Source organism: Halochromatium sp. (assembly GCF_054919635.1).
Map to the genome: position 1 here is coordinate 1 of NZ_JBUDPI010000259.1, position 5,719 is coordinate 5,719.

A 5,719-nucleotide genomic window follows, 5' to 3' on the forward strand; every position below is an offset into this window, starting at 1 on the left:
CGCGCCGCCACGATGCACTGGCAGCCATTGCCCAATGCCTCCTCAAGGATCGCCGTCGACTCAAGCGCATCCTAAAACGTGCTGAGTCGTCGGCGGCTTCAGGGGCCGTCTCAGAAACCGCTGCCGCTGCAGAACCTCCTCGTCGGGGCGAGCCCTGGCGCGAGCTCGAGCGCGCCATCGCGCAATCGCGTCAGACGGTTGATGCACGCCGAGCCCAGGTCCCCAGCCAGATTGCCTTTCCGCCGGAGCTACCGGTCAGCGAGCGCCGCGACGAGATCGCCAAACTGATCGATGCCCATCAGGTCATCGTCCTCTGCGGCGAGACGGGCTCTGGCAAGTCGACCCAGCTGCCCAAGATCTGTCTCGAGCTCGGTCGCGGCCTCTTCGGTCGCATCGGCCACACCCAACCCCGCCGCATCGCCGCGCGCAGCCTCGCCAGCCGCGTCGCCGCTGAGCTGGGCACCGAGCTTGGCAGCAGCGTTGGCTACAAGGTCCGCTTCCACGACCGGGTGCACCCTGAGACCTCGGTCAAGCTGATGACCGACGGCATCCTGCTCGCCGAGATCCAGCGTGACCGGTATCTCAACGAATACGACACCCTGATCATCGACGAGGCGCACGAGCGCAGCCTCAATATCGACTTCTTGCTCGGCTATCTGAAGCAGCTGCTGCCGAAACGCCCTGATCTGAAGCTGATCATCACCTCAGCCACCATCGATCCGCAGCGCTTCGCGAAGCACTTCGCCACAGGGGACGGCAGCGCGGCCCCGATCATCGAGGTCTCGGGCCGCACCTATCCGGTCGAAGTCCGCTACCGACCGCCCGAGGAGGAGCATGCTGGCGAGCGCGACGACGCCATGCAGCAGGCCATCTCGGACGCGGTCGCCGAGCTCGCCCGCGAGGGGCCTGGTGATGTCCTGGTCTTCCTCTCCGGTGAGCGCGAGATCCGCGAGACCGCTGAGACCCTGCGCAAGCATCATCCACCCTCGACCGAAGTGTTGCCGCTCTATGCGCGCCAAGGGCCGGCTGAGCAGGCACGGGTCTTTCAGCCGCATGGCACTCGACGCGTGGTGCTCTCCACCAACGTCGCCGAGACCTCGCTCACGGTGCCCGGCATCCACTATGTGATCGACCCTGGCTTTGCGCGCATCAGCCGCTACAGCCATCGCTCCAAGGTGCAACGGCTGCCAGTGGAGCGCATCTCGCAGGCCTCGGCCAATCAGCGCAAGGGTCGCTGCGGGCGCATCGCCTCTGGCGTCTGCATCCGCCTCTACGACGCGGACAACTTCACCGCCCGGGCCGAGCACACCGAGCCCGAGATCCGTCGCTCCAATCTGGCCGCGGTCATCCTGCAGATGAAGCAGCTCGGCTTCGGTGAGATCGAGCGCTTCCCATTCGTCGATCCGCCCGACTCAAGGCTGATCTCGGATGGTTATCGGACCCTAGAAGAACTCGCCGCGATCGATGCCCAGGGCGATCTGACCCCGATCGGCAAGCAGCTCGCGCGCCTGCCCGTGGACCCGCGCATCGGCCGCATGCTGCTCGCCGGCGCCGAGCATCAGTGCCTGCGCGAGCTCGGCATCATCGCTGCGGCCCTGGCGGTGCAGGACCCGCGCGAGCGGCCAATCGAGCAGCAGCAGGCTGCCGACGAGATCCACGCCACCTTCCGCCATCCCGACTCGGACTTTTTCGGCTTCCTCAATCTGTGGGCCTTCCTCGAGAAGGAGCGCCGGCATCTGACCCGGCGCAAGTTCCAGCGCCTGTGCAAACAGCACTTCCTGTCCTGGAACCGGGTGCAGGAGTGGCGCGACACCCAGATCCAGCTGCACGAGCTGATGGCCGAGCTGGGCTATCGCGCGAGCCAGGCTGAGCGCGCAGGCAAGACGCTGGGCAAGCCGCTGGGCGCGACCCCGGGCAAGAACAAGAACAAGGACAAGACCAAGGGCAGGAACGCGCGCCAGGTCCTCGACCAAAACGCTGGCGATAAAGCCGTTCGGCATCATGGCGACAAGAACCTGGCCAACAGCGCTGCTCGGCATCATGCGGATCAGAACTCGGCTGATCATCTAAACAAGCACCAGGCCGAGGGCACCTACGAAGAGGTCCACCGCGCGCTGCTGACCGGCCTGCTCAGCACCATCGGCCGCAAGGACGAGCAGCGCGAGTATCAGGGCGCGCGCGGTGGGCGCTTCTACATCCATCCGAGCTCGACGCTATTCGAGGTGACGCCGAAGTGGATCGTCTGCGCCGAGCGGGTTGAGACCACGCGCGATTACGGGCGCATTTGCGCCAAGGTCCAGCCGGCCTGGATCGAGCGGGCCGGCCAGCATCTGCTCAAGCGCAGCTACTCTGAGCCGCACTGGCAATCGCGCGCCGGCCAGGTCGCGGCCTTTGAGACTGTGACCCTCTATGGCCTCACCCTGTTCAGCCGACGTCGGGTGAACTTCGGGCCGATCAATCCCGCCGAGGCGCGCGAGGTCTTCCTACGCTCGGCGTTGGTCGAGGGCGACTTCGAGACCCGCGCCCCGTTCTGGCGCCACAATCAGGAGCTGATCGAGTACGTTCATCAGCTCGAGGCCAAATCGCGCCGACGTGACATCTTGGTCGACGAGGAAGGTATCTACGCCTTCTATCAGGAGCGCGTGCCCTCCGGCATCTATTCCAAGCCTCAGTTCGAGCGTTGGCTGCGCAAGGCGACGCAGAAGAACCCAAAGCTGCTGCACATGGATCTGGATCAGGTGATGCAGCACGATGCGCGCGCCATCACCGCCGAGCAATTCCCGGATCGGTTACAGATCGGCGCCACCGAACTGCCCCTGGAGTACCGCTTCGAGCCCGGGCATGAGGCCGATGGCGTCACCCTTGTGCTGCCAACGATGCTGATCAACCAGGTGTCACCAGAGCGCCTGCAATGGCTGGTGCCGGGGCTGCTCGAAGAGCGCATCACCGCGATGCTGCGCGGCCTGCCGAAGACCCTGCGCCGCGCCTTCGTGCCGATCCCCGACACCGCGGCTCAGATCGCCGCCCGGTTGATCCCGTCCGACCGACCGCTGGTGCGGGCGCTGGGCGAGGAGCTCAAGGCCCTCACCGGTGTGCAGGTCCCCGAGGATGCCTGGGATGAGATCGAGCTGCCGGCGTATCTGCGCATGAAGCTGCGCCTGATCGACGCTTCGGGACGCAGCTTAGCGCTCGACGACGATCTGCTGAGGCTCAAGCGCCGCTTGGCCGAAGGCGCCTTTGGCGATCCTCAACAGGCACTCGCTGACACGCCAGGCGATGCGCGCGGGCGCGGCAATGCAGCGCGGTATGCCGGCGGTGGACTGCGGCCCAATGAGACCGCAATGAGCCGTGCCGGCTTAGCCTCCGCGAGTACGGCTGCCGCCGCCAGTGCGACCTGGACGCATGCGATCGAGCGCGACGGCCTGACGCGCTGGGACTTTGGCACATTGCCCGACTCCATCGACCTCGACCGCGCTGGGATCAAGCTGCGTGGTTGGCCAGCCCTGATCGATCAAGGCGATGCCGTCGCCATTCGGGTACTGGACTCCGAGCAAGCCGCCGCCACAGTGATGCGCGCCGGAGTGCGACGGCTGATCATGCTCGCGCTCGGCGGCGATCTTCGGGTGTTGCGTCGCGGCCTCTGTGACACCAGCGGTGGTGTCGACCGCATGCGCCTGCAGTATGCAAAGGCACCAAGACCTGAGCCGACCGCGATAACAGCGGCCGGGGTCGAGCTGCATCAGAGGCCGGCGTCGAATACGCTGTTGGCCCGCGAAGCCAGGGATGAGGGGCGGCAGTCCAGTGAATCCAGCAAGCTCGCCAAGTCGAGCAAGAAGAAGAAAGGGAAGGGCGCCGGCAAGCGTCATAGCGCTGGCTCCGGCACATCCTCAACGGCAGCGGAGACCGACCTAGCCGATGAGCTGCTCGCCCTCATCATCGATCTGACCTTCACCGAAGGTCAGCCGCCGATCCGCGATCAGGTCCGCTTCGAACAGCGCCTCAATGCCCGGAAGTCGCAGCTGTTCCCGGTGGCGCAAGAGGTTTGCACGCTGACCGCGACCATCCTCGGGACCTATCAGGCTGTGCGCAAGCGTCTCGATGGCATCACCCAGGTGCAATGGATGCCCTCGGTGCTCGACATGCGCGCGCATCTCGATCGCCTGGTCTATCGCGGGTTTCTGGTGCAGGTCCCGTTCGAGCACCTGCGGGACTATCCGCGCTATCTCCGCGCCCTGGAGCAGCGTGCGGAGAAGCTGCCGCAGGCTGCCACTCGCGACCGTGAGCGGATGCAGGAGCTGGCGCCGCTGCAGGAGCGCTGGCGCGAGCGAGTGGTCGCTGCCGCAAACGCCGAGCGTCAAGATGAGCGTCTTGAAGAGATCCGCTGGATGTTGGAAGAGCTGCGCGTCTCGCTCTTCGCCCAACAACTGGGCACCGCCTATCCGATCTCGGTCAAGCGCATTGAGCGGCGCTGGCGCGAGCTGGGGTTGTGAGCGGTCCAAAAGCGCTGTGCGGCCGCCTGACCTCAGACTGGGCAGGCACAGCGCTCATCACCAGATAGGCGCTGTAGGCAATAAAGGTCAACAGCAGGATGCCGCCCTCGAGCCGGTTGATCCGACCCTGGCCGCGAAGCCCATAGCCCATCACAAAGAGCGCGACCGTGCCCGCCATCATCATCGGCCAGTCGCGCGTCATCACCTCCGCTGGGATGATCGAGATCGGCGTGATCACCCCGGCGATGCCGATCACCGCCAGCAGGTTGAACATGTTCGACCCGACGATGTTGCCGATGGCGATGTCGTGCTCACCCTTGCGCGCCGCGATCAACGAAGCGGCCAGCTCCGGCAGCGAGGTGCCGATCGCCACGATGGTCAAGCCAATGACCAGATCGCTCACGCCCAGCGTCTGGGCAATGGTCACCGCGCCCCAAACCAGCACCCGCGAGCTCGCAATCAACAGCATCAGACCTGCAAACAGCCAAAGCAGCGCCCGCCTGAGCGGCATCGGATGCTCAGCCAACTCTTGGCTCATCTCGTCCTCGAGACTGTCGCCACGAGCGCGCAAGGCGCTAACCAGTGTCCAGCCGATCAGCCCCAGGAATCCGCCGAGCAGCAGTGCCGCCTCCAGCCACGTCAGACTCCCACCCCAGAGCAGCAGGCCGACGACAGCACCGATCAGCAGCAACAGCGGCAGCTCACGGCGAATAATGGTCGAATGCACCGAGATCGGCGCAATCAGCGCCGTGAGGCCCAGAATCAGCCCGACGTTAGCAATGTTAGAGCCAAGGGCATTTCCGAGCGCCAGATTCGGGCTCCCATCCAGCGCCGCGAATGCCGAGACCACCATCTCCGGCGCCGAGGTGCCAAAACCCACGATCACCATACCGATGACCAGCGGAGGCATACCAAAGTGAGTCGCAGTGCCAGCCGCACCATCGACAAAGCGCTCGGCACTCCAGACCAAGACCCCAAGACCACCAACGATCGCGACCAACGCTAACAGCATGACCATGACACCCCGAGCGAGCCATTTCCCGCGCGTTCCGCAAAACGCCAGCGAGGCAAACAAAAAGCGCTCCGGTTACCCGTAAGCGCTTAGGCATTTCTTGGAGCCGATGAGCGGATTCGAACCGCTGACCTACTGATTACGAATCAGTTGCTCTACCACCTGAGCTACATCGGCGAGTCAGAGTTGGCGTCGCAAACCGCGAGCCTTAGCCGAT

General features: G+C 65.0%; 2 protein-coding genes and 1 tRNA gene. 1 reads left to right on the forward strand and 2 read right to left on the reverse strand.

Features of this window, described 5'->3' with window-relative positions:
- Nucleotides 1–17: 17 nt before the first annotated feature.
- On the forward strand, nt 18–4,490 hold the full coding sequence (gene hrpA, locus ACY693_RS14200) for an ATP-dependent RNA helicase HrpA (protein ID WP_462322477.1): 4,473 nt from the start codon (nt 18–20) through the stop codon (nt 4,488–4,490).
- Here hrpA and ACY693_RS14205 read toward each other — a convergent pair.
- Both ACY693_RS14205 and ACY693_RS14210 read right to left on the reverse strand, forming a co-directional pair.
- Nucleotides 4,450–5,508, reverse strand: a complete 1,059-nt coding sequence (locus ACY693_RS14205) for a calcium/sodium antiporter (RefSeq protein ID WP_462322476.1) — start codon at nt 5,506–5,508, stop codon at nt 4,450–4,452. The genes hrpA and ACY693_RS14205 overlap by 41 nt on opposite strands.
- A 95-nt stretch (nt 5,509–5,603) precedes the next feature.
- Nucleotides 5,604–5,679, reverse strand: a tRNA-Thr gene (locus ACY693_RS14210).
- Nucleotides 5,680–5,719: the final 40 nt, after the last annotated feature.